This window comes from Dysgonomonas sp. GY75 (assembly GCF_015234155.1).
GTDB lineage: Bacteria > Bacteroidota > Bacteroidia > Bacteroidales > Dysgonomonadaceae > Dysgonomonas > Dysgonomonas gadei.
Genome location: NZ_JADCLQ010000017.1, coordinates 1 through 25,741, shown reverse-complemented (window position 1 = coordinate 25,741; position 25,741 = coordinate 1). Strand labels below are relative to the sequence as shown.

Annotated in this window: 20 protein-coding genes; 3 read left to right on the top strand and 17 right to left on the bottom strand. The window is 41.8% G+C overall.

Translation table 11 applies throughout. The features are described from left to right. The 17 genes from IR083_RS09245 to rsfS all read right to left on the bottom strand — a co-directional run bounded on the left by IR083_RS09245 (position 1) and on the right by rsfS (position 19,856). Positions 1-1,209 carry a vWA domain-containing protein gene (locus IR083_RS09245; protein ID WP_194224077.1) on the bottom strand — a complete coding sequence of 403 codons (1,209 nt, stop codon included), beginning with the start codon at positions 1,207-1,209 and terminating at the stop codon, positions 1-3. Positions 1,210-1,400: 191 nt separating this feature from the next. Then, positions 1,401-2,204: a M48 family metalloprotease gene (locus IR083_RS09240; protein WP_194224076.1), complete on the bottom strand. Its 804-nt coding sequence runs from the start codon at positions 2,202-2,204 to the stop codon at positions 1,401-1,403. A 242-nt stretch (positions 2,205-2,446) separates the two neighbouring features. Next, positions 2,447-3,184 (bottom strand): bifunctional demethylmenaquinone methyltransferase/2-methoxy-6-polyprenyl-1,4-benzoquinol methylase UbiE, encoded by a 738-nt coding sequence (ubiE, locus tag IR083_RS09235; RefSeq protein ID WP_006800796.1) that lies wholly within the window; start codon positions 3,182-3,184, stop codon positions 2,447-2,449. Positions 3,185-3,205: 21 nt separating this feature from the next. Further along, entirely contained in the window at positions 3,206-3,772 is a 567-nt protein-coding gene (locus IR083_RS09230) for a zeta toxin family protein (RefSeq protein WP_006800797.1), read from the bottom strand. Between the two features lie 97 nt (positions 3,773-3,869). Further along, positions 3,870-4,820, bottom strand: coding sequence for a phosphoribosylaminoimidazolesuccinocarboxamide synthase (locus tag IR083_RS09225; protein WP_006800798.1), 951 nt, complete (start codon positions 4,818-4,820; stop codon positions 3,870-3,872). 531 nt (positions 4,821-5,351) lie between these two features. Then, positions 5,352-6,338, bottom strand: a complete 987-nt coding sequence (locus IR083_RS09220; protein WP_194224075.1) for a PhoH family protein — start codon at positions 6,336-6,338, stop codon at positions 5,352-5,354. A 185-nt stretch (positions 6,339-6,523) separates the two neighbouring features. Then, the gene (locus tag IR083_RS09215; protein WP_194224074.1) at positions 6,524-7,129 is read right to left on the bottom strand and encodes an SIS domain-containing protein; all 606 of its coding nucleotides are present in this window, start codon (positions 7,127-7,129) and stop codon (positions 6,524-6,526) included. 121 nt (positions 7,130-7,250) lie between these two features. Continuing rightward, on the bottom strand, positions 7,251-8,462 hold the full coding sequence (locus tag IR083_RS09210; RefSeq protein WP_194224073.1) for a cofactor-independent phosphoglycerate mutase: 1,212 nt from the start codon (positions 8,460-8,462) through the stop codon (positions 7,251-7,253). A 61-nt stretch (positions 8,463-8,523) separates the two neighbouring features. Then, a complete protein-coding gene (gene thrA / locus IR083_RS09205; RefSeq protein ID WP_194224072.1) occupies positions 8,524-10,965 on the bottom strand; it encodes a bifunctional aspartate kinase/homoserine dehydrogenase I in 2,442 nt (813 codons plus the stop codon). A gap of 31 nt (positions 10,966-10,996) precedes the next feature. Continuing rightward, positions 10,997-12,547 (bottom strand): S41 family peptidase, encoded by a 1,551-nt coding sequence (locus tag IR083_RS09200; protein ID WP_194224071.1) that lies wholly within the window; start codon positions 12,545-12,547, stop codon positions 10,997-10,999. 91 nt (positions 12,548-12,638) lie between these two features. Then, positions 12,639-13,247: an L-threonylcarbamoyladenylate synthase gene (locus IR083_RS09195; protein WP_006800804.1), complete on the bottom strand. Its 609-nt coding sequence runs from the start codon at positions 13,245-13,247 to the stop codon at positions 12,639-12,641. A 202-nt stretch (positions 13,248-13,449) separates the two neighbouring features. Then, on the bottom strand, positions 13,450-14,613 hold the full coding sequence (locus IR083_RS09190; RefSeq protein ID WP_194224070.1) for a fibrobacter succinogenes major paralogous domain-containing protein: 1,164 nt from the start codon (positions 14,611-14,613) through the stop codon (positions 13,450-13,452). Between the two features lie 197 nt (positions 14,614-14,810). After that, positions 14,811-15,629: an enoyl-ACP reductase gene (locus tag IR083_RS09185; RefSeq protein ID WP_006800806.1), complete on the bottom strand. Its 819-nt coding sequence runs from the start codon at positions 15,627-15,629 to the stop codon at positions 14,811-14,813. A 133-nt stretch (positions 15,630-15,762) separates the two neighbouring features. Then, positions 15,763-16,650: a DMT family transporter gene (locus IR083_RS09180; protein ID WP_194224069.1), complete on the bottom strand. Its 888-nt coding sequence runs from the start codon at positions 16,648-16,650 to the stop codon at positions 15,763-15,765. A gap of 57 nt (positions 16,651-16,707) precedes the next feature. Then, entirely contained in the window at positions 16,708-17,235 is a 528-nt protein-coding gene (locus IR083_RS09175; protein WP_194224068.1) for a hypothetical protein, read from the bottom strand. 149 nt (positions 17,236-17,384) lie between these two features. After that, a complete protein-coding gene (gene ftsH / locus IR083_RS09170; protein ID WP_006800809.1) occupies positions 17,385-19,418 on the bottom strand; it encodes an ATP-dependent zinc metalloprotease FtsH in 2,034 nt (677 codons plus the stop codon). A gap of 78 nt (positions 19,419-19,496) precedes the next feature. Next, positions 19,497-19,856, bottom strand: a complete 360-nt coding sequence (gene rsfS, locus IR083_RS09165; protein WP_006800810.1) for a ribosome silencing factor — start codon at positions 19,854-19,856, stop codon at positions 19,497-19,499. Between the two features lie 142 nt (positions 19,857-19,998). Here rsfS and miaA point away from each other — a divergent pair, with 142 nt between their 5' ends. The 3 genes from miaA to IR083_RS09150 all read left to right on the top strand — a co-directional run. Then, the gene (miaA, locus tag IR083_RS09160) at positions 19,999-20,916 is read left to right on the top strand and encodes a tRNA (adenosine(37)-N6)-dimethylallyltransferase MiaA (protein ID WP_194224067.1); all 918 of its coding nucleotides are present in this window, start codon (positions 19,999-20,001) and stop codon (positions 20,914-20,916) included. Positions 20,917-21,534: 618 nt separating this feature from the next. Continuing rightward, positions 21,535-24,015: a glutaminase domain-containing protein gene (locus IR083_RS09155; RefSeq protein ID WP_194224066.1), complete on the top strand. Its 2,481-nt coding sequence runs from the start codon at positions 21,535-21,537 to the stop codon at positions 24,013-24,015. Between the two features lie 17 nt (positions 24,016-24,032). Continuing rightward, positions 24,033-25,741: GH92 family glycosyl hydrolase (locus tag IR083_RS09150; protein WP_194224065.1), on the top strand; the 1,709-nt coding region annotated here is incomplete at its 3' end.

The following is a 25,741-nucleotide window of genomic DNA, read 5'->3' as shown; positions in this document are numbered from 1 at the left end:
CTATCGTTTAGCTTTTCCTTCCAGTTTAATGTCCTTCTCCAGTGCCTGTTTCTGTACAGCTCTGTAGATGACATCATCGAATGAACTTTCGACTTTGTCTTTATCCATTTTTAATAGTTCGGCTTCTATATGTTGCTGGCGTTGTTTGCTCAGGTCTTTTATTTCCTGTTCCAGCTTTTTACGTTTTTCTATCAGTTTATTCATATAGGTCTGGCGTTCTGTCACAGACATATTCTTCATATTGTCGGGCAAATCTGCAGCAGGAATTTCTGAAAGGGACTTGCCGGACATTACTTCATTGACCAGTTCTTCCGAGCCATAATAAGCGTCTTTATTCGCCGCCGACAGGTTATATTCGGCCCGTCTCGCATTGATAGCCGCATCGCCCTTATTTACTTTTGCACTCTGCATTTGCTTTACTTCTGTCAACTCAGATGATTTACCGTAATAGAGCCGGGTCTTATCCAGTTCATATTGGAGGGAGTTGATGCGGTCATCATAAGGGGTTCTTACCTCTATGTTATTTACGCTCATATCCGTTTGGATATATTCTCCTTTCGTCTTGCCGGCTATCTCTTTCCATATGCGGGCGGCAGTAGGTTCATTCCCCATAAGGATGGTATTGATTACAATCCCTTTCTTTATACCTTCCGAACAGGTTTCTGGGTAATGTACGTCATTTCTGTAGTCCATATGCGGAGGATAATCACCCACAAGGAATATAGCTCTGTAAGTATTAGGCAAGTTGTCCCATTCCATCTTATTCACTCCTTCATATAGTGCCTGATTCACACTTTCCGGTCCGTCTCCGCCACCACTGGCATTCATTGCCATCAGTTGTTCATACAGGTTGTCCATGTCTGTACCCAGGGGTATAATCTTGGTTATGAAATCATCCCCCCTGTCGCGGTAAAAGAGCATACCCACTTCGATATCGGGAACCGGTTCGCTTTGTGAAAGGCTGCTTGTAATGGACCATATCTTTTCCTTTGCTGCACCTATCAATCCCGACATGCTGCCGGTGGCATCTAGTAGAAATACTATCTGCATTTTTGGTCTGGTTGTGCGGTCTGCTTTCTCTTGAAGTCCGTTTGCCGGTAATGCAGGAGTGATAGAACGCCCCGGATTTTTGAGGAAGGCCACGCATGTACAATAGATAAATATACTTACAGGGAGTATCGATAATAGAATGTAAAGTCGCTTTTTCATATGCTTTAGTATTATGTTAATTACCACTTATTTCTAAAGCAAATATAGACTACATTGGTAATACAAACAGGGCAAAACGGGTGAACAGGCTTTCTTAAATGGTAAAAAAGGATTATGACTGTTCTACCGAAGGAAAAGCAAGCCTGCAAAGTCATGTTTTGCAGGCTTGTATGTTTTCTGACAGCCGGGTCTTATTTAGAAGAGATAAGAGATGCGCGAAGTGAATTGTTCGAATTAACACCGATAAACTTAGAGGCAGCACTTAGTTCGGCTGTATCATCATCGGCAGCAGCTTGGTCGGCAGATTCCATTTCAGCAAATTTAGTCAATGCAGAAACTAAAGCATCAGTTGATACATTGTTTTTAGTCAACAAATTGTATGCATATTCATCTGCTTTTTTGTTTTGATCGTCAGTATAAGGAATCTGTATGAGTTCGTTGATTACGGTACCCATTTTGTCTCCTGAGAAAGAAAGCAGTTTTTCCAATTGTGCGGAACCTGCTTTAGTAGCATTATCTTCAGATGCGACTTTTAATAGTGAGTCACGGACATCCTTGTTTGCGATGTGGCCTATCTGAGTAGAAATAACAGCCAGAAGTTCTTCGTCAGATAGTATATCCATCATACCTGTATAAATACGGATGCTACCATCAGTAGTAGCCAGAATATTTACTTCAGGGTTTTCATATATCTTGTAGTTAAGGCTTAGTCCATCTACAGAGATGTAGTTTGTAGCTACCAGACCTGCCAGTCTTTTATAATAATCTGAATCCTCTCCGGCGATAGTATTATTGTTGTCCATAAACTCTACTATCTTCACAGATGCTTTGTTGGCGACTATATCCGAAGCCATATCTCCAGCAACGTCACCTACAGCTTTTGTTACAGACTTACTTGCTTTTTTCAGGGCTTTTCCAAATTGTGCGTTTGCGGGAAGGGATATCGCACACATAACAGCAACGAATACTGTTGCTAAAAATAATTTTTTAGTCATAGTTTTAATTGTTTGTTTAAAATAGGGTTAGTATGTAGTTTCTAATTTAAAAAATCTTCGCGTGTTTATTTGAAGCAATAATTTTTTGTCATGCGCTCTTTCAGGTCGCAAATATATCACATTATTCTTGAATTAAACAATTATAACTTAAAAAATGAAATTTTTAATATTCTCCATACTCTTTTTCAAGTATAGATAAATTTGTTGAGAAAAGATATAAAATATTAAACTGTAAATGTTACTCATTTAGTAGCCAGATACATAGAGCATGTACCCATTGTGTAAGTTTTATAAGATGCCTCCCTGAACCCGTTCTTTAGGAGTGTGTTCGTCATGTCTTTGCCTTGTATAAAGGCCTGTATGGATTTGGGAAGGTAAGAGTACGCCGTTTTATCCTTAGATATGATCCGGCCTATTGTGGGTATAAACAAGTTGGTATATAGCCAGTAACCCTGCTTCATAGGGAAACGTACAGGAACAGTCAGTTCCAGTATCATCAGCTGTCCTCCCGGTTTGAGTATACGCAATATTTCTTTGAGTCCCTTGTCGAGATCCTCAAAATTGCGTACTCCGAAAGCGACCATGGCAGCGTCAAAAGAATTATCGGGAAGAGACAGTGCCATACAATCTTCTTTAGCGAAGCTGATCTTGTCTGATAATCCCGCCTTAGCTACTTTTTTCCGGCCCACCTCCATCATTCCTTCCGATATGTCTATGCCAAGTATAGATTGCGGTTTCAGAATATCATAGGCCTGGATGGCCAGATCTCCTGTACCGGTGGCAATATCGAGTATTGTCTGAGGATTCAGCTTTTTTAGCATGGAAAGTCCCTTTTTACGCCAGCTGATATCGATTCCCATCGACATAGTACGGTTCAGCGTATCGTAATTTTCAGCAATAGAATCGAACATGCGCTCTACCTGAGCTCCTTTGTTTTCGGAACTGGAGTAGGGTACTATTTTTTCAGCGTCGTAGGTCATTTCCGTTAAGCGTTGTTGTATTTATATGTTCTTAAGATAATAGAATATATCTTCATCGTGAATATCGATGATTTTAGTCCTGTTTCCCTCTGCAATCATCTGGAAAGGATCTGTGGAATTATCTACCAAAAGCCAGTAATCGGCAATAGGGATAAACATGGAGAAAAGGTTTCTCATGCCGGCATAATAGCGTCTTACAACTACATCGTCGTCTACATGATGCCCTCCAAACCGTACGCGTTGTTCGACACGTTTGATCGCCAGTTCGGGCGATTCGAGCCAGAAGTAGATAAGGGTAACAAAATAACCCTCCTTTTGTGCCCTGCGTATAAAGTTGGCATAAGATTTGGTCGCCAGTGTGGTCTCTATTGCAAAATCCTCCTGCATACGCAGCATTTCGTTCATGCGCATAATCATAAGGCGGCCGGCATCGATAGCTACCGTCTCGGGTTGGAAAGGAGAGAGGCCTTTGGCTATTTCGTCGGCATTGATAAACTCCTTACAGTCGAGCATTTCCGGAAACATGGCATACGACGCGGTTGTTTTTCCCGCGCCGTTACAGCCTGATATGATATAGAGATTCGGCATCTAAACTAAGTAATAGATAAATTTAATGATATACTTTCGGGTCACAACTTGTTTTTGTCGTTTTACTTACCTTAATAGTAAAAAAAAGCCTGTGGCCTTAACTCCTTTGTTTCAAATATTCGTTTATATTTTTTTCGAGACGTACAGCCACATCAGCAGCTTCTGCCTTTACAAATTTCTCACCTACTATCTTTTCATATAGTTCGATATAGCGTTCAGATACGGAGTTACAGTATTCTTCTGTCATTTCGGGTACTTTCTGTCCGTCTTTACCCTGGAATCCGTTATCCATTAACCATTTGCGCACAAACTCTTTCGACAGCTGGCGTTGTTCTTCTCCTTTATCGAATAGTTCCTGATAGGTATCCGCATAGAAATAACGGGATGAATCAGGTGTATGGATTTCGTCGATCAGGTAAATCTTACCCTCTTTTTTTCCAAACTCGTATTTTGTATCTACAAGTATCAGGTTCTTCTGAGCTGCCATTTCAGTTCCACGCTGGAACAGAGCATAAGTATACTTCTCCAGTTGTTCGTATTCTTCTTTGCTCACCAATCCCTGAGCGATAATCTCCTCTTTCGAAATGTTTTCATCATGTCCTACATCTTCTTTGGTAGTAGGGGTAATAATGGGGGTAGGGAATTTCTCATTTTCTTTCATCCCTTCCGGTAGAGGTACACCGCAAAGCGTCCTTGCTCCGGCTTTGTATTCGCGCCATGCACTACCTGTAAGGTATCCGCGTATAACCATCTCCACTTTATATTGTTCGCACCTCAGACCAACGGTTACCATAGGGTCCGGGGTATCCAGTTTCCAGTTAGGGACAATATCGGCGGTAGCATCCAAAAACTTGGCTGCAATCTGATTCAGGACTTGTCCTTTGTAAGGTATGCCCTGTGGTAATACAACATCGAATGCTGAAATACGGTCGGTAGCGATCATCACCAGTAAATCGTCACCTATCGAATATACGTCTCTCACTTTACCATGATAAACGTTTGTCTGTCCCGGAAAATTAAAATCTGTTCTTACTAAAGTATTCTTCATTTGTTTAAAAATCTAATTTGTTCAGTCTTATAACAAAAAAGTACGCTCAAAGTTACGCCAAAGTTGCTTAAAAAGCAATAAAGATGTTAATTAATAAGCACAGTCCTCTGAGTAACTGATGGCACTGTGGGTGCAAATATTTAACTCCTTGGAAAACACGCTTTCTTGTATAAAAGGTAACAAAGGTAACACATGTTTCAGCTTTTAGCTGATAGCTATTAGCCGTTAGCTTTGGCTATCGCATAAGTGGCTTTACAGTGAACAGTCATCAGTTAGCAACTTGTATCTCCTGTTTTGTCTACCCATACCTCATATAACTTTCAACTTATTACTTGTTAAAAGGTAACAAAGGTTACACTTTTGCAGTATTTTTTTATTGTCATGTTTTTATTATAAAGTGCTGAATTAATAATCATTATCTACAGTTTCCTGTATAGATAAATAAAATTAGAACGAATTACAGTTTTTACTTCTTTTCAAAGCTTAAGCAATAAAAAAGGTGAAAAATATTTTCCACCTTTTTCTATAAATCTAAATTCTTTCACCTTTTACGGTTTTTGTTTTCATCTCTTCCCGCTTTTCTCTTTTATCTTCTCTTTCGTATGCATCCACAATGCTCTGGACGAGTTTATGACGGACAATATCCGTCTTGTTAAATTCGATATAGCCTATCCCTTTCACATCTTTTAGTATGCGCAGGGCATGTTTCAGCCCCGACTGCTGGGACGGCGGAAGATCTATCTGGGTAATATCGCCTGTAATAATCATTTTGGCGTTCATGCCCAAACGGGTGAGGAACATCTTTATCTGGTGCGTGGTCGTATTCTGCGCCTCATCGAGGATAATGATGGCGTCGCTGAGTGTGCGTCCTCGCATAAAGGCTAAAGGAGCTATCTGTATCGTCTTATTTTCGATATAGTCCTTTAGTTTGGCTGGAGCTATCATATCTTCGAGTGCATCATACAACGGTTGCAGATACGGGTCTATCTTATCCTTCATATCTCCGGGCAGAAAACCGAGTTTCTCTCCGGCTTCCACCGCAGGACGGCTGAGGATTATCTTCTTTACCTCTTTATTTTTGAGGGCTTTCACTGCTAGGGCAATAGCTGTATATGTTTTTCCCGAACCCGCAGGCCCGATACCGAATACCATATCATTTTTGTGAAAACTATTTACAAAATTCTGCTGGTTTGGTGTGCGTGCAAAAATCGGTTTGCCGTTCAGTCCGTAGATAATGAGGTTGTCCTGTTTGATTGTATTTGGAGATTTTCCTTTTACAATGTCTATTATATCTTCTTCTGTCAGTTTGTTTCGCTCATTCGCATATTTCTCGAGTTCCCTTATCTTTTCTTCAAAGAGAGGAACATCTTCTGCATTACCGATTACTTTTATGGCATTGCCACGAGCTACGATGCGCAGCTTAGGAAAAAGGGTTTTTAATAGTTGTATGTTGGCGTTGTTTATCCCGAAAAAGACAACAGGGTCTATGTGTTCTAAAATAATTATTTGTTCTATCATTCAATTCTGTATCAAGAATGTACCATGTGATTTATTCTGTTTTGTCGGGTAGTGGTATGTAATGGTATGCAAAGATAAGGATATTCGATAATATATTTCGTTATTCATCTATAATTATTCTTTCAGCCAATATATGCAAAGAATCGATATTGTTGGCTGAAAGATCTAGAAGTTATTCAAAAAAACTATTTGCTCATCTCCCTTGATTTATCTCCCAGATATCCCCCATGATGACGTTTGGCGTAATCGGCGGGTGAGAAATTGATCCTTTTCATTGTACCCACTACAAGTATATCGCCTATTACGGTCATCACTGTGGTAGAGGTGGTCGGTGTCAGTCCAAGATTACAAACTTCCTCCGGCCGGCCGGTTAGGATGCATACATCAGCTTTCTGTGCCAGTAGGCTGTCCGGGTTGCTGGTGATAACAATAAACTTTATTCCCGGAATAAGATTTTTTGCAAGAGATATAAGTTCGATGATCTCCCGTGTCTTTCCCGAATTGGAGATTGCCAGAACGATATCGTTTTCCTGCAATATTCCCAGGTCGCCATGCTGTGCCTCACTCGGATGTAGGAATACAGACGGCGTTCCCGTGGAGCTGAATGTAGTTGCAATGTTTTGTGCAATCTGTCCTGCCTTTCCCATACCGCTGGTCACGAGTTTACCTTTTTTCTTGTTTACCTGTTCTACAATAAGGTCTATGGCCTGCGTGTATGCGTCACTCACCGGGATATTTAGTATGGCACTCGCTTCGGCGCTCAATAGAGAGCGGATATCTTCAGTATTCATATATTTAATTTTTTGCTATGCCAAAGATATAACATTTATCTCATTTTATACAAAAAGGTTTCGGTCTCGGAATCCGAAGATATTACATTAACGAATATAATTCAAACAGCTTCTAAAATTCTTATTTGCTGCAAAACAACGTCTCCATAAATTCCTTCCCTTTTATCAGCCCGTATGCGCCCTTTGGTGATTCGAACTCATCATATAGCTGAACGTCATCTGCTTCTCCGTTCGAACGGTAGATAAGGAAGGGTATAGGCTTGTTTGTATGTGTCTTAATAGCACATGGGGTAGGGTGATCGGGTAGAATGGCGATAGTAACCGGCTCATCCCAGCCTTTAGTCGCTTCATATATTGGCTTCACAACCCTGCTGTCCAGAAATTCGATGGTACGGGTTTTCAACTCATAATCGCCTTCATGTCCGGCCTCGTCGCTGGCCTCAATGTGAAGATATACGAAATCGTCGTTCTTCAATGCTTCGATGGCCGCTTGCGCTTTTCCTTCATAGTTGGTGTTCCATAATCCGGTAGCACCTTTTACATGGATAAGTTTCAATCCTGCATATACGCCGATACCCATAATAAGGTCTACCGCAGAGATTACCGATCCGCTTTTTATTCCGAATAATTCCTGCAAAGTCTGCATCTGCGGGCGGTAACCCGGAGACCATGGCCAGATGCTGTTTGCAGGGTCTTTGCCTTCGGCGATTCGTTTCTTGTTTACAGGATGATCTTTCAATAGTTCCTGCGATTTTAAGATCAGCTGATTCAGGTAATCGGCAGATTCTTTTGCTTCGGGTGTTTCCGGTTTTATCAGGACATCCCTGAATGGTGTTCCTGTAACGTCATGCGGGGCGGTACAATCGAGGTTTTTATTCCCTCCTTCAAGTTTCAGCAGGTGGCGATACGATACTCCCGGATAGAAGCTCACTTTTCCGTCGTTCAGCTCTTTATCCAGAAAATGGATAAGTTCGGCGGCTTCTTCATTCGAAATATGTCCTGCCGAATGGTTTTTTATCTTTCCGTCTTCGATGCAAATAAGGTTGCAGCGCATGGCCATTTCGCCCGGCAGAATATCCACCCCCATACTGGCGGCTTCGAGTGAACCTCTGCCTTCAAAAACCTTAGGCACATCGTACCCGAGTACCGACAAGTTGGCTATTTCACTGCCCGGTTTAAATCCCGGAGGGATGGTATCCAACTCACCGCTTTTGCCTTTGGCGGCAAGCATGTCTATATATGGCTTCTTGGCCACTTGTAATGGAGTTTTATTCCCTAATGCGGCGATAGGCTCATCGGCTGCGCCATCGGCCAGGATTATAATTGTTTTCATAAGACTATATTTAATAAAATTATAAACAGATTAATATTCTGTTTTTCATGGACAGTGAAGGTTACCTTACATTCGCAATACTGATAATATCCGAAAATACCCCCGCGGCCGTGACGCTTGCGCCTGCACCGTATCCTTTTATTATCATAGGGTATTCGTTGTATCGCTCTGTCGTGATCTGTATGATGTTATTACTACCTTCAAGATCATAGAAAGGATGGTTTTGCCCTACCTCCTGTAAGCCTACTTCACATTTTCCATTCTCGTATTTCGTTACAAAACGGAGATGTTTATGTTCGCTTTCCAGTTTCTTACGCCTTTCCTCAAATTCGGAGTCCAGTTGACGGATATTCGCCCAGAATTCTTCAATCGTGCCATTGAAATACTCTTGCGGAACAAACAGGTTCTTTTCCACATCGGCCTGTTCTACCTGATATCCGGCCTCACGTGTAAGGATAACCAGTTTGCGGACAACATCCATCCCGCTGAGGTCGATACGCGGGTCCGGTTCCGAATATCCGCTTTCCTTGGCCAGATAAATGGCTTTGCTGAAAGGAATATCTTTGCTTATGGTATTGAATATGAAATTGAGCGTACCCGAAAGTACAGCTTCTATTTTTACTATTTTGTCTCCCGAATTGATCAGGGAGTTCATTGTATTGATAATAGGAAGCCCGGCGCCCACATTTGTTTCGAACAGGAACTTTATGTTGCGTTCACGTGCTGTATTCTTCAGCTTTATATAGTTGTCGTAGGCAGACGATGCCGCTACCTTATTGGCTGTGACCACCGAAATGTTTTGCGACATCAGGTCTCCATATATCTGTGATACAGACTCACTGGCTGTACAGTCTACAAATACGGCATTGAATATGTTCATATTTATAATCTCGTCGCGCAATATTTCGGGTGAACTTGTTATACCTTTTTCGTCCAGTTCGGTTTTGTAATTATCAAGGTTAATACCTTCGCGGCAGAATAGGGCTTTGCGTCCTCTGGCTATACCCACAACATTTAACTTGAGTGCATACTGTTCCATCAGTTTCGGCTGTTGCTGACGGATTTGCTCTATCAGGTTTCCTCCCACTGTACCGATGCCGACAATGAATAGATTCAATGCTTTATATTCCGACAGGAAAAACGAATCGTGAATAGAGTTCAACGCTTTTCGCAGATACTTATTCTTGATAACGAACGAAATATTTACTTCCGAAGCTCCCTGTGCGCACGCAATGACGCTGATGCCGCTCTTACCGAGTGTTTCAAAAAGCTTTCCGGCAATACCCGGGGTATATTTCATATTTTCGCCAACGATGGCAACTGTGGCAAGTTCGCTTTCGAGCAATACACGGTTGATACTGCCTAATGATATTTCTTTCTCGAATTCTTCTTCAAGTACACTTACAGCGAGTGCCGCATCTGCCGAACGGACGCCTATGGATGTACTGTTCTCGGACGAAGCCTGTGAAACAAGGAACACACTGATGCCATTCTTTGCCAATGCGCGGAATATACGGAAATTGACGCCGATAATACCTACCATACCAAGCCCTTGTACTGTAATCAGGCAAGAGTCGGAGATGGAAGAAATTCCTTTTATCATAGCCTTGCTCTTTTTTATCTCACCATCGTGTGAGATGTATGTCCCCGGTGCTTCAGGCTTGAAGGTGTTCTTTATGCGAATGGGTATATTCTTGTGATATACGGGGAATATTGTAGGTGGATAAATCACTTTTGCCCCAAAGTTACAAAGTTCGGTAGCTTCGGTAAAAGTAAGATTTTCGATTACATGCGCGTTATTTATCACTTTGGGATCGGCCGACATAAAGCCGTCGACATCCGACCATATTTCCAGAATATTGGCATCGAGAGCCGAAGCGAAGATTGCAGCAGTATAGTCTGATCCTCCCCGTCCCAGATTTGTAATCTCCCCTGTAGTTTTACAGGTGGATATAAATCCGGCAACCAATACCTTTTTTGATGAATTTTCGAAAGCGTTGCGTATCAGCTTATTTGACAGCTCCATATCGGGTGTATGTTTTCCGAATGCAGAGTCGGTCTTGATAAGCTGTGTTACATCAAGTACCTCATAGTCTGAGAATGAGTAACTGATTATCAGCGTAGAGAGCCGTTCGCCATAACTGACTATCTTGTCAGACGTTTTTGGCGAAAGGTCATTGATAAGAAATACTCCTTTGAAGATATTACTTAGTTCGTCCAGTAGTTTGTTGACTTCAACTGCCAGTTTCTCGCGTTGAGGTTCGGATATATCAAGTTTGCAGACAACCGTTACATGTTGCTCCACTATTTCCCTGAATTCCCGTTCGTATGAATAATCTCCGGCTGCGGCCAACCGGGAGGTCGTTAATAATTTGTCCGTTATACTTTTGAAAGCTGAAACTACTACGACTATGGGTTCGTTAACCCCGCTTATTATTTTCTTTACGTTTGCTATGTTTGCGGCGGAACCTACGGATGTGCCGCCAAATTTCATTACCTTCATTTAGTATATTGTTGGTTTTGCTTTTATTGCTTTATTTGATATTTAAACTTTTGATGTCTTTTCTGTCTGTGTACATCAGGTTATTTTCTTTTTTCCTGTCTAGCGAAGATCCGCGTTTCAGTATGCGTCCGCTCTCGTATTTAGTGTATGACTTAGTTCCTCCCGTCAGTCTGGCCATAGCAGCCTTAAGCATTGTTTCGTCTTTGTTACCCAACTCTTGTAGCCCATAAGGAAGCATATCCAGATCTTCTGTTTCCCAGCCGTTGTCAGGTGAAAAACCGTTAGCGTAATTAGAAGATTCCGCCGCCGGATATAGTTTATTATGGGACTTGAAAGTTATTGGCCACAGTACATATGTGTTTCTGGTATTGTTTTCTTCATATATAGCCCAAGAACCCACATTTTTACCTACAGTGGTTTCTCCTATAATGTAGATATTTTTACCTGTGTTGCTATAATACGGCTTAAGAGCATTTATAGTCAATTCACTGGCAGATGCAGTATTACCGGTAACTATGAAACAAAGATTATCGAGTTGGTCTCCCAGTTTCGGAATAGAAGCCAGCACTTGTCCTTTATTTGTTTGAACATTATCTGTAAAATACTCGTACATCCAGCTTATTTTCGCTTCATTGGTGTCCGGTAGCCTGTTTAACTGTCCTTGTATTTCGGAGTTATATGTTTTTACTTCAAATAAATTTTCAGTGTTTCTATTTGGTACTAAAGCACTTGTTATAAACTTGGCACTACGAACAAGTCCACCCCCATTGTAGCGCAAATCAAATATCAGATCCTTCACGCCTTTTTCTTTGAATCTGGAGAATATCTTTGAGAGTTCCACATCGTAAGGTAAAGTTGATTCCCCTCCGGCTTCATAAGAATTGTACATTACATAGCCGATACTGCGATTATTCACAGTATATATACTGTCTAAGAAAATCGGATTTTCAACATAACCCGGAGTTACATTTATTGTTTTCGTTTCAGTAATACCTTTTTCCAAATCTGTCTGATTTGTCGCATATTCTATTTTATAACTGCTTTTTCCTTGTAACAATACAGAATACCAATTGTTTTTATTTATTTTTACGTCATCCACTTTTCCGATTAAATAGCCTCGCTTCAAGCCTTGAGTTTCTGTCAGGGAACCTTTCTTCACATAGGTAATCACGTTTGCTACATATGCTACAGCTCCGGATTGATTCAAGAAATAGACGCCAATAAATTCAAATCCAAGATCTGAAGAAGTGGTAGCATTATCAGCTATAGCTGTTTTAGGTATATTTATATGCGTACCCTCCATCCTGGAAAATGGCTGACCATCATATAGGCTGGCTTCATAATCTAACAAACTGTCAAAAAAATCATATGGATCTGAATTGAAACTTAGATTAGATTCGTTTGGTAGCTTATCATTCCATAAATAGAAGTACGACATACTGTCTAGTATCCAATTATTTACATATTCGTTGTCGGTCTCATCCCCCTTATCTGTCGGTTTGCTATCATCATTATCGTCACATGCAGAAAAGAACATGAATAAAGATAAGATAGAGAATAAAAATATCAGTTTTGCTTTCATAAATGTCAGCTATTTAGTGCGTATTATAATAAATTGCCTGCAAACCTCCATGTTTTATAGACGTTTGCAAATATATGGATTATATATCCTTTTACAAAATTAATTCACCTTTGCCCTGCCGCATTATTTCCGGTTCATCGCCCGTACAATCCACGATTGTAGACGCTTCAATACCACCATACCCACCATCGATGACAATGTCGACCAAGTCCTGATATCTTTCATAGATCAGCTCCGGATCTGTAGTGTATTCTATCACTTCATCATCATCTTTAACGGATGTTGTCATAATCGGATTGCCTAAAGTATGAACGAGTTCGCGTATAATATTATTGTCGGGAATACGAATACCTACGGTCTTTTTGTTCTTGTATATTTTGGGAAGGGATGAAGTCGTGTTCAGAATAAACGTAAAGGGACCCGGCAGGTTCTTTTTCATCAGCTTGAATGTATTGTTGTCCACTCTGGCATATTCACTGATATTGCTCAGGTCGTAGCAGATGATAGACAGATTACTCTTCTCGGGATTAATGTCTTTCATCCTGCATATTTTCTCTACCGCCCGTACATTGAGCGCATCACAGCCAATGGCATATACTGTGTCGGTAGGATAGACGATAAGCCCGCCGTCTTGCAAAACTTTTATAATCTTGTCGATCTCTTTCGGATTAGGATTTTCTTCGTATAACTTTACAAGCATAGTATAAATTAAGACAATGGTATTTTCCCTGATAATCAATTATTACTTCTGTAATACAATCGAGCTTTGTGCAGGTATCAATTGTATTATTGTCAAAGATATAGCAATAATCTTTAATCTTTCTTCACAAATTGAAAAAACTTACAGAATTAACATAGACTTAATACCCTTTGATTGTAAAGGATAATTGCTCTTTTGGGGGTTAATCTTTCTTGCAGCGGACCGAAAAGTGATTGTTTCGTGAGCTGGGAGACCAGTCTATGGAACTGGTACTATTGTCTACCCTCCGCTTCCAGGAATTGGCTCCATTGTAGGAGCTGCTGGCCCACCAGTGATTGCTTACACCATAGCCGGTTACCCTGTTTTGATTTGCGAAGCCCACCAGATAGCCTGCAAATCCTCCCTGGTCGGAAGGCTTGCTGGTTCCCAGATATGCGCCTGCTGCTTCTGTGGAATTTTTCATTACATTTCCCACATTTGTGTCAGTTGTTGTAGTCTGGGAGCTGTACAGATCGGGGCGGAGTTTGAGAGCTTCGGTCAGTATATACCATTCTGTGTCGGTTGGCAGATGCCATCCTGAAGGGCATACACCCTGGCGTCTGATCTCGGTAGCAGCTCCGGCTGTACCATATTTCTCATCATTTGCTTCATAAGTAGGAGGGTTATCTACATTGCCTTGGCCGTTTGTGGTATTACCTTTCTGCGAAGAAGCGGCAGCCCAGTTATATAATTTGCCATTCTCCCGGATGCGGGCTGCGGTTGCACCTGTGTTGCTGGGGGTATAATATTGCATGGCAACATAAGTATCCGCCGGACTATTTGTTATCCCTTGTGTATAACGTAAATTCTGTGTCATCCATATTCCTGCATCGATTATAACGACCTCGACAGGGGTACAGCTATACGGACTACCTGCTTTAACTGAATGGAAACGTGCCGTATGGTATGTTTCGCTGTCTCTGGAATCGACCAGATCGGCTTCGGGGCCGGCTAAAGATGGAGGGATCGTATTTATAGGATACGCGACCAGCGGTTGCCATTTACTGCCTGTCCACACATGCACACCCGGACATAGGCGGTCGGCTTCACTGGTTTCTATTTTTTTTGTGTTATATACAACTGTACCTATATAGTCGGAATTACTCGTGGCTCCGCTGGCGATGGTCAGGCTATTGTTCGCGGCCAGTTCCACGCGTGGCAGCATCAGTCCTTTGTTGCTGGTGCCATTCGGATTTTCTTTCAGGTCCAGCAATGCTCCTTTCAGCGGTTCCTCGTTGGAACCGATTGTTACTTGTGAAAAAACTCCTCCGGGAGTTAAGGCAAGTATTGCAATGAATATGTGAAGGAATGGAAAACGGATTTTCATATTGACCGGTATTATCATTATAAACAAATAAGGGAAAAAGTAGTTCTTAATGAATAAAAAAATCGTGATATCTAGGTTTAGCTTTATTCGATTGAGAAAGATGAGCCTCTGTGTATATTTCCGGGAAGATATGAGGTTATTATAAATAACGGCCCATAAATAGTATTTTATGAGCCGCAGATCAGGTATTATTTTGTTTATTTCTTTTCGATATAATCTTCAACAATTGCCTGAGTCAGACCCATATTGGAGAATCCTCCGTCATGGAACAGGTTCTGCATGGTTACCATGCGCGTCAGATCTGAGAACATAACGATACAGTAGTCGGCACAAGATTCTGCGCTGGCATTACCCAGTGGGGACATCTTCTCTGCAAAGTCGAAGAATGCGTTCATTCCGCCGATTCCTTGTCCGGCAGTAGTCAATGTAGGTGATTGGGATATTGTATTTACACGGACTTTTTTATCGCGGCCATACACATAACCGAAGCTGCGTCCAAAAGATTCAAGTAATGCTTTTGCATCAGCCATATCGTTATATCCGGTAAATGTACGTTGAGCAGCAATGTGGGTAAGTGCAAGTACAGAACCACCTTCGGCAATAGCATCCAGTTTTTTCGCAACCTGCATCATCTTATGGAAAGAGATAGCTGAGATGTCGAGTGTCTTGTCTAAGAATCCATAATCAAGGTTGTCATATGCTCTCTCTTTGCGAAGGTTCACCGACATACCGATTGAGTGGAGTACGAAATCGATCTTGCCACCAAGAGCTTCCATCGATTGTACGAATACTTGTTCAAGGTCTTCTACACTGGTAGCATCGGCAGCAATAACTTTTGCATTCAGTTTTTCTGACAGGGCTTTGGTCTCACCCATTCTTACGGCTACCGGAGTATTCGATAGTGTAATAGTTGCTCCTTGTTCCACGGCTTTTTCGGCCACTTTCCATGCAATTGATTTTTCGTTCAATGCACCGAAAACGATTCCTCTTTTACCTTTTAATAAATTGTTACTCATTTTTATCGTTATTTGATGATTATTAGCTACTTAAAAAAACTGTGATAGCTGTTCGTTAATTCTTTATCGCACAAAAATAGTAAAAATGTGCAATAATTGGTGCTAATAGATATAAAATTTACAGGATGTGCCCTTAAGTTGCCGGAACTTCGGCTTTCTTCTTACCTGTAAGAATTACCAATAATACCGCGCTTATGATAATCAATAAGCCAAACAGGCCGTTCCATCCGAATGGTTCGCCAAAATGGAGTATCCCCACTGCTGTAGCTACTACGGGTTCTAACGATCCGAGTATGGACGTAATGGTAGACCCTGCGTGCTTTACGGCTGCAACAAGCGCCAGATTGGATATAACTGTCGCAAATAATGCCAGGCCGATAAGATTGAAAACGGATGGTATATCCGGCAAAAGTTCGATGCCTGTAGTAGAATAGGAAAAGACAGCAAAGATAAATCCACCGAAGAGCATTACATAGAAAGTAATGGTTTCGGGCTCCAGTCTCTTTATTTCGGGGCTATTGAGCCATACGATATAGATGGAATAGGTGAAAACGGTCATCAATACAGCCAGTAACCCTGTTGTATTGATGAATCCGGAATCGCTCCAGCATAGCATAGCCACACCGGTCAGAGATAAGACAGCTGCAAATAAGAGATTCCGTGACAATTTCTCCCTGTAGAATATAATCATCATACAAGAAACCGAGACAGGGTAGAGGAAGTGTATAGTAGTGGCAACCCCGCTCGAGATATAATTATAAGAGTAGAGCAGTCCCATAGCCGTCAGCGTATATAACAGGCCCAGACAGAGAAGTTGTGCGGCAGCCTTAGGTGATATCCGGAGATTCTTTTTCCTGATAAGGCATACTGCTCCTATTAGTAACACCGAAATCAGGCATCTGTAGAAAAGTATAGATGGCGCATGCATCCCCGTTTTTAGTAATGGAATGGAGAAGAATGCAATGAGCCCGAATGTTCCCGATGAGATGAGCGCTAGTATGATACCTTTTGTCTTATTCATGTTGTCTCTTTTAAACGGGTGCAAAGGTACCAATTATTTTACTAAACTATCTGTTTATTAGATACTGTCTTTTATAGGCTCCTCTACCTTGAAGCTGTCTTCCATCAATTTGTATTTTTCGTGCTTCAATTCGTATTCCCTGTTGCTCTGCTTGATGATTAGAATTGTCCTTTCCTCTGTGTCGAAAGCATAAATTATCCCATATGCTTTCTCTCTGTTTTTAGTCATTTTATATTTTACAGAAGAAGATTCATATTGTCCGAACCTACCGGATGCGACAGGCTCTTTGGTAACATCAAAGTCTTGAGATAGTTTCGAAAAATAATTTTCCAGCATTTCTTCGTGATCGGTTTCAAAAGGAGATATAGATACAAAAAAGATTGTTTCACTACTGAACTTTTCTTCAGCATCAATATAGGCTCCTCCCCCTGCGCTCTTCTCTGTTTTCACTATCCAGTATGACGGATATTTGAATGATATGCCTTCGTAGGATAATTCTTTATCCGGTTGTTTTTTGCATGAGGCAAGAGGTAAAAGTAAGATGAGGATTAAGGTACTTAGTCTAAGCTGTATGGATTTTGTCATAGTAGTTCTGTTTTGTGCAAATCTAATAAATATATTTCAGACGCCTGATGCCTGTCGAATATTTGATTAATAAACCAAATGTTCGCAAAAATAAAAACCCTTCACTATCAGTAAGTAAAGGGTTTATATATTTTAATAGGGAAGTTTTATTATTCAGGTTGCCCTTCCGGGGTAATCATATCCGGGTTAACTGTACCTTTTTTAATCTCTATCTCCACATTCTTGGGCGGCTCTTCCGTTTCCTTTAATATCTCTTCGGAACGGGAAACCCACTGACGCTCACCAAATATCTTCTTCAGGTCCTCGGCAAATATAACCTCTTCCGTTACCAGCAGATTTGCCAGTTTTTCATGACCGTCGGAATGTTTACGAAGCAGGGCTTTAGCTCGTTCATATTGTTCGTTTATCATTGCCTGCACTTCCTTATCTATCAGCAGGGCAGTTTCTTCACTATAAGGTTTGGTGAAACCATAGGCCTCGCCTGATGAATCATAATAGCTTATATTAGGCAACTTGTCGCTCATTCCTAAATATGAAATCATAGCATATGCCTGTTTGGTCACCCTTTCCAGATCATTGGCCGCACCGGACGATATGTGACCGACAAACACTTCCTCGGCAGCACGGCCTCCAAGGAGCGCACACATTTCATCCAGCATTTGCTCTTTGGTTGTAATCTGCCTTTCTTCGGGCAGGTACCATGCAGCACCCAGAGCCTTGCCCCGCGGAACAATGGTAACTTTCACCAAAGGATTAGCATATTGCAGGAACCAGCTTAATGTGGCATGTCCGGCCTCGTGTATGGCAATGGTCTTTCTCTCATCGAGAGTTGTCACTTTATTCTTCTTTTCCAGACCTCCCACAATACGGTCTACTGCATTGGTAAAGTCATCTTTCTGAACAACTTTCTTCCCTTTACGGGCTGCAATCAGCGCGGCTTCATTACATACATTGGCAATGTCTGCTCCAGAGAATCCAGGTGTCTGGCGGGCAAGGAATTCCACATCCACTGAGTCGTCGATCTTTACAGGACGAAGATGTACTTTAAATATTTCCTTACGGTCGTTCACATCCGGTAAATCAACGGTTATCTGACGGTCGAAACGTCCTGCACGAAGTAGTGCTTTATCCAGAATGTCGGCACGGTTGGTTGCAGCAAGAATGATGATACCGCTGTTTGTACCGAAACCGTCCATTTCCGTTAACAACTGATTCAATGTGTTTTCACGTTCATCGTTCGAGCCCATATTCAGGTTGCGTCCACGGGCGCGTCCGATAGCATCTATCTCGTCGATAAAGATAATACAGGGCGATTTCTCCTTAGCCTGCTTGAACAAATCCCTTACACGGGATGCTCCCACACCGACGAACATTTCCACAAAGTCGGAGCCCGACAGGGAGAAGAACGGAACATTCGCCTCTCCTGCAACGGCTTTTGCCAACAATGTCTTTCCTGTTCCCGGAGGGCCTACAAGCAATGCGCCTTTTGGTATTTTACCACCTATTTCTGTATATCGTGAAGGATTCTTAAGGAATTCCACGATTTCTTCTATTTCTTCTTTGGCTTCCGAAAGTCCGGCTACGTCTTTGAATGTAACGCGCAGATCGGAACCTTTGTCATATAGCTGGGCTTTTGACTTGCCCACGCTGAATACTCCGCCGCCACCGCCGGAACCACCGCCTGACATACGTCGCATCATATAAATAAAAAGTCCGAATATCAATACGATAGGCAGGAAGCTCAATAGTATGTCCCACGCACTGGTAGTATTTGGCTCATAGCTGACATCGATGTTGTAGTTATGTTCAGCCCTTACCTTGTCGTAAAAGTCAGAAAATTTATCGGCAGAAGGTATTTTTACCAGAATGGAGGGTTTATCACCCGCCTTATCCGCATCAGCCTTAAATACATGATTGACCGAATCTTTGCGGACAGTGGCCTTTAATGTATTGCTTTTATTGTCGACTACAATCTTGCTTATGCTATTATCTTTCACATAACCCTGAAATTCGGACCATGCTATCTCTTTCTGAATTCCGCCCGTATTCTCGGAGAAAAAGTACATTCCGATAATGGCAGCGAACACGATCAGGTATACCCAATAGAGATTAAAGGGCATCTTCGGGCCTTTCATCCCTGGCGTTTTCGGCTTGTTATTTTCTCCTTTATTATAATTATCCATATACTATTTTGATGATAATATCTTTTTAATTCGTTTTTGGTTTTACGGAATACAACAATCAATAAAGGCTATTTGTTGTCAGTCGATATCAGGGATACTTTCCAACTTGGCATCGGCCCATAAATGCTCGATATTATAGAATTCACGCAATTCCGGTAAGAACACGTGTACAATAACCGTACCATAATCTATTCCTACCCACCGGCCTTCTCGTAATCCGTCGATAGAAATAGGGCGTTCTTTCTTCTTTTTTTTCAGTGAATCTACGATCTCATCAGAGATAGCACCTACTTGGGTAGGCGTATTTCCTTCGCATATAACAAAGTATTGGCAGATAGTTCCTGGTAGTTCTGTCATATCTACTATGACAATATTCCTTGCTTTTTTATCCTGACATGCAGCTACGATGCTGTTTGCTAAACTTTTACCTTCTTTCATTCGTAATTATAAAGTGTTTGAATCTGTTTGAACCTACAAATATAAGGGGTTTTTTGAACAAATCGCTTATATATTATAGAAGAACAAAGATTTAAATGAAGAAAGATGAAGAGGTAAAATAAAATCAACCTACTTTTGTATCATGAAAATATATGACCTGATAACAATAGTAGGCCCAACCGCATCCGGCAAAACTAACTTTGCCTGTCATTTGGCTCATTCTCTCGATACTGAAATCATCAGCGGAGATTCACGGCAAGTATATAAGTCTATGGATATAGGCACAGGAAAGGATTTAGCAGATTACATCGTAGATGGGGAAAATATACCTTATCACCTCATAGATATCCGCGAGGCAGGCGATAAGTATAATATTTTCGAATATCAGTCAGATTTTCATCAGGCTTATACCGATATTAAAAGCAGAGGTAAATTCCCCATTTTGTGCGGAGGTTCGGGACTTTATATAGAGTCTGTTCTGAAAGGATATTCTCTAGTGAATGTTCCTGAAAATAAGGAATTAAGGAAGAAATACGAGAAATACAGTTTGCCGGAACTTACTGATATATTGGCAACATTCAAAAATCTCCATAACACTACCGATATAGATACAGCCCAACGTGCTATCCGGGCCATAGAGATAGAGGTATATAAAAGAGAGTATCCATTGGAGCAAAACGAATTCCCTCCGCTAAGCAGCCTTGTTGTCGGAGTAGATATTGACCGGGAACTTCGCCGCGAAAAAATATCGAAGCGCCTTAAGGCCCGTCTCGATGAAGGAATGATAGAAGAGGTGCAAAATATATTGAATAAGGGGGTAGAGCCTGATGACCTCATTTACTACGGACTGGAATACAAATATGTCACACTCTATCTGTTAGGGAAACTACCTTATCAGGAAATGTTCTCACAACTCGAAATCGCCATCCATCAGTTCGCCAAACGACAGATGACCTGGTTTAGGGGGATGGAAAAGAGGGGAACCCATATCCACTGGATAAATGCATCACTACCCATGAACGAAAAGATAGAGAAAGTTCTGAGACTTCTTCAAAAATGATAAAAAGAAAAACACAACGATACTCTTCAAACTTGATGTAACTATTTCCGTTATATCGGAATACAGCAAATGCAATGTTCTTTAAAAAGCTGTTCGAATAAGATATTCTGCCTGTTGTGAGTCGTTTTAAGTATCTTTTTTAACCGTTTTTTTCTTGGTTTTTGCCTTCTGGATCTGTGCTAAAATTACGTAAAAGATCCGAATAGAAGCCAGCAAAGGTAGTTGGATGCTTATTTTTATTTAATACTTCTAAAGTTTAACCATTACGTTTTGGGTTAATGCCGGGTTAAATCATAAAATTGGATATATATTCTTGTTTCTTGAATAGGATTTCAGTATTCATGTAAATTATATAGAATAGATTTACAGTGGATTAAACAGCCTCTTATTTAAGCATCATGAAAAAAATATTTTTTATCACTACCCTGATATTCTTATTTTCTGTCTGTCATGCTTCCGGAGAGGAAAAATGAGCAGAGGGGAATCTCTCCGGTATAACCTCCGGAGACTATGAGAAAGGCCCATCCTTCGATTAGATGAAACTCGTTATAAACTCTGTTCAGATACAAGTTATACCCGTAAGAAATAAGTAATAACTAATTATAAAAAACCAATTTAATGAAAAAATTACTATTTTTTTGCCTCGGCATAAGTATTTTGCTGAGTTGTAAGACTGAGAAAGTGCACGATTATGAAATCGTCAAAAGTGATCTGCGAGCCCCGGCCTATCCTCTGATAACGATAGACCCTTATACTTCGGGCTGGTCGTTTACCGACAACCTCTATGATGGAAATGTAAAGCACTGGACAGGCAGCGATTTTCCTCTTATCGGTGTAGTGAAAGTGGATAATAAGGTCTATCGCTTTATGGGAATAGAAGAAACTCCCATGCAGACAGTCGTTCCCAATTCGGAACAAGGCGGCTGGACAGGAAAATATATAACCACTAAGCCTGCCGGGAACTGGTTCAATAAAGACTTCAATGATGCCGGATGGAAAGAAGCGCCTGCTGCTTTTGGTTCTATTCCACAGGAAATTACAGCTAAGACAGAGTGGAATACCGAGTACATATGGGTAAGGCGTGTTATCAATCTGGATGAAGACTTATCAGGGAAGAAGGTATATATCGAATACTCCCATGACGATGATGCGATTATCTATATCAACGGTATAGAAGTCGTTAATACAGGAAATGCCGCTAAGAAAAATATTCTGGCTCCATTGTCAGAGGAGGTCGTTGCTACACTGAAAAAGGGAGAGAATATCATTGCCGGTTACTGTCACGATCGCGGAGGATTGGCCCTGCTTGATTTTGGGCTGGTAATGGAAAAAGATCATAAGAGATTATTCGAAACCACAGCTGTTCAGAAATCTGTAGATGTACAAGCAACACAGACTCATTATACATTCGCATGTGGTGAAGTAGATCTCAAACTGACTTTCACCGCACCTTTATTTATGGAAGACTTGGCTCTTCTTTCGCGTCCCGTAAATTACATTTCATACAATGTTTCATCTAACGATGGCAAAGCACACGATGTAAGCCTGTACTTCGAAGCTTCACCTGTTTGGGCGCTAGACAAACCCTTGCAGCAATCGGTGAGTGAAGGATTCGAAGACGGAGATCTGATGTTCCTTAAGACCGGTAGTCTGGACCAGAAAATATTAGGAAAATCGGGCGATAACGTACGCATAGACTGGGGGCATTTTTATCTGGTAGCCGAAAAGAAGAATACGATATCAGGTATAGGAGACGCTGAAGAATTGAGAGCAAACTTTATAGAAGGCGTCAAAAAAGAATCTACCGATAAAAGGGAGAATACCGGTGATAAGCTGGCCCTGACCCGTTCATTGGGCTCTGTAAATAATGCTGTTGCCGGAAAAATAATGATCGGTTATGATGACATATACTCTATCCAGTACTTCGGAGAGAATCTGAGGCCGTATTGGAACAAGGGAGGAGACCAGACTATTACAGGTGTTTTCCATAAAGCAAATCAGGAATATGATAAGCTGATGGAAAAAGCATACCTTTTTGATAAAGAGTTAATAACAAAAACAGCACAGGCCGGAGGTAAAGAATATGCCGAACTCTGCGCCCTTGCCTATCGTCAGGCTATTACGGCTCATAAATTGGTGGAAGCACCGAACGGGGATTTACTCTTTTTATCGAAAGAAAATTTCAGTAACGGTTCCATTGGTACGGTAGACGTAACATATCCGTCAGCGCCTCTTTTCCTTTACTACAATCCTGAACTGGCAAAAGGTCTGCTAAACCATATCTTCTATTACAGTGAAAGCAACAAATGGGTAAAACCTTTCCCTGCTCATGATGTAGGTACTTATCCTCTTGCAAACGGACAGACATATGGTGGAGATATGCCGGTAGAGGAAGCAGGAAATATGCTGGTTCTTACTGCTGCGGTTGCTCACATAGAGGGAAATGCCCAGTATGCTGAAAAACATTGGGATGTGCTGACTACATGGACTGATTATCTCGCTGAAAACGGGCTCGATCCCGAAAACCAATTATGTACAGATGACTTTGCCGGACATTTTGCACATAATGTTAATCTTTCTATAAAAGCTATAATGGGTGTTGCATCGTATGGTTATCTGGCCGATAAATTAGGTAAAAAAGATGTGGCAGAGAAATATACCTCCAAAGCAAAAGAAATGGCGAAGGAATGGGTGAAAATGGCAGATGACGGAGATCACTATCGTTTAACATTTGACAAGCCTGGAACATGGAGTCAGAAGTATAATCTGGTTTGGGATAAAATATTGGGTATGGGTATCTTCCCTGCGGAGGTTGCACAAAAAGAAATTGCTTATTATCTTCGCAAACAGAATAAATACGGGTTGCCTTTGGATAACCGTGAAACCTATACCAAAACAGATTGGATCATATGGACAGCTACTCTTACTCAAGATCAGGAAACGTTCCAGAAGTTTATCAGTCCGCTATACTTATTTATGAATGAAACTCCCGACAGGGTACCTATGTCAGACTGGGTATTTACTGATCGGCCAAATCAGCGCGGGTTTCAGGCAAGATCAGTAGTGGGAGGATATTATATAAAAATGTTAGATCGTTAATTAAAAACACAAAAAAAATGAGGAGAATAGGATTATTATTCTTAAGCATTGTCGGTTTGCTGGGCGCGGCAAAAGCACAGCAAGCAGAATTAGTTGACTATGTCAGTCCCTTAGTGGGGACCCAGTCGAAATTTTCTCTCTCCACGGGCAACACCTATCCTGCGATAGCCATGCCTTGGGGAATGAACTTCTGGATGCCCCAGACCGGGAAAATGGGTGACGGCTGGGCCTATACCTACGATGCCGACAAGATTCGCGGTTTCAAGCAGACACACCAGCCCAGTCCCTGGATCAACGACTACGGCCAGTTCGCCATCATGCCGGTAACCGGAGAAGCCGTTTTCGACCAGGACAAACGGGCCAGTTGGTTTTCCCATAAGGCCGAAATTGCCAAACCATATTATTATAAAGTTTATCTTGCCGACCATGATGTGGTAACAGAGATGGCTCCAACAGAAAGAGCAGTCATGTTCCGCTTCACATTCCCCGAAAACGATAAGTCGTTTGTCGTAGTAGATGCCTTCGATAAAGGCTCATACATCAAAATCATACCCGGTGAAAACAAGATAGTCGGATATACCACCAAGAACAGTGGAGGAGTACCCGAAAACTTCAAGAACTATTTCGTTGTCGTATTCGACAAGCCGTTTACATACAAGGCATCCGTGGCAAGCGGCAGTATCACCGAAGGAGGACTCGAAGTATCCGATAACCATGCCGGAGGGATAATAGGCTTCTCCACTAAAAAAGGAGAAACTGTACACGCAAAAGTAGCATCCTCCTTCATCAGTCCCGAACAGGCCGAAATCAACCTGAAAGAACTCGGTAACGACTCATTCGACCAAATAGCTCAAAAAGGACGCGACCAATGGAACAAGGTACTGGGACGCATTGTAGTGGAAGATGATAACATAGACAACCTGCGCACATTCTACTCATGCCTTTACCGTTCGGTACTCTTCCCCCGCAGTTTCTATGAAATAAATGCAGAAGGAAAGACCGTACATTACAGCCCCTACAACGGAGAAGTACTACCCGGTTATATGTTCACCGACACAGGCTTCTGGGATACCTTCCGCTGCCTGTTCCCGTTCCTGAACCTGATGTATCCCGAGATGAACACCAAAATGCAGGAAGGACTGGCCAATACCTATAAAGAAAGTGGATTCCTCCCTGAATGGGCCAGCCCCGGACACCGCGGCTGTATGGTAGGCAACAACTCGGCATCGGTCGTAGCCGACGCCTATCTCAAAGGACTCAAAGGCTATGACATCGAAACACTCTGGCAGGCCGTTATACACGGAGCCAATGCCGTACACCCTAAAGTAAGCTCTACCGGACGTCTGGGCTGGGAGTATTACAACAAGCTGGGATATGTCCCTTACGATGTGAAGATAAATGAAAATGCTGCCCGTACACTCGAATATGCATACGACGACTGGTGTATCTACCAGCTGGGTAAGAAACTGGGTAAACCTGCCAAAGAAATAGACATCTATGCCAAACGCGCGATGAACTACAAGAACCTGTTTGACCCCGAACATAAGCTGATGCGCGGTAAGAACCAGGACGGCACGTTCCAGTCCCCGTTCAACCCGTTGAAATGGGGGGATGCCTTTACCGAAGGCAACAGCTGGCACTATACCTGGTCGGTATTCCACGACCCCCAGGGCCTGATAGACCTGATGGGGGGCAAGGCAGGTTTCAACCGGATGATGGACTCCGT